Raw genomic sequence first — 1,008 nt, 5'->3', positions numbered from 1 at the left:
TGTACTCAGCCAGCAGGTTGGTTACATCTGCTGATGGGTGGTCGTCCTCCGAGTGCTGAGTGAGTGCGTCGGTGGTTGTAGAAGTCTAGCCAGCCGGTGAGGGCTTGTGCGCGGTGGTTGTTGGAGTCGTAGGCATTCTTGTAGGCCCAGCCTTCCTGGAGGGTGCGGTTGAACCGTTCGGCCTTGCCGTTTTGCCACGGGCTCCGGGGTTTCGTGCGTCGGTGCTTGGCTCCCAGATCGGCCACGACCTTCGCGAAGGCCGTGGACCGTATATAGGCCAGGGCGTTGTCGGTCATGACTTCTTGCACGGGGGCTCCGTTGGCGGCCATGAACGCTGCGGCGTTGGCCAGGAACCGCGCACAGGTGGTGCCTGTCTCATCGGGCAGGACCTCGACATAGGCCAGACGGGAGTGGTCATCGACGGCCACATGGACGTAGTCAAAGCCGATGCCGCGACCTCTGACCTGCTCGCTGCTAGCCTCCACCCTGCGGGATTTTCCCGAGTTTCTTCACATCGATATGCACCAGCTCCCCGGCCGTGTCGCGCTCGTAGCGGTGGTTGGTCGCACGACCGGCCCGGATGCGTTCGCCGCTGATCGGGTCCAGTTCCCACAACCGGGGCAGCCCGGCCCGGGCGATGATCCGTGAGACCGTCCGGGCCGGGATCTTGCAGCGTTCGGCCAGTTCTTCGGGCCCTTCCCGATATTTTTCCCGCGCCGCGATCACCTCGTTGATTTTCGCTGCGGAAGTCGCCTGCGGGCACGAACGCGGCCGTGAAGAACGGTCCTGCATCCCTGCCCATCCCTCTGAGAGGAAACGCTTGAACCAGCGGTGCGCACAGGTGCGGGACACCCCCATTTCTTTGGCCACGTGGGACACAGGGCGGCCCTGCAGAACACGCTGGACAAGGATCCTTCTACCGGTGGGAGTCAGGCGGGCATTACGGTGGACCATGAAGACCTCTTAGTCGTTCGGTGTGTGTGGTAACCACCAACCTAAGAGGTCTTC

Annotated in this window: 1 pseudogene; it reads right to left on the bottom strand. The window is 62.9% G+C overall.

Annotation, left to right across the window (positions count from 1 at the left end):
* Positions 1–5: 5 nt before the first annotated feature.
* Positions 6–954, bottom strand: a pseudogene (locus tag PJL15_RS22535) (IS481 family transposase).
* Positions 955–1,008: the final 54 nt, after the last annotated feature.

This window comes from Paenarthrobacter nitroguajacolicus, from assembly GCF_029952445.1.
Lineage (GTDB): Bacteria > Actinomycetota > Actinomycetes > Actinomycetales > Micrococcaceae > Arthrobacter > Arthrobacter nitroguajacolicus_B.
Note: the sequence above shows the minus strand (reverse complement) of the source record. Positions and strands in the feature narration are given on the sequence as shown.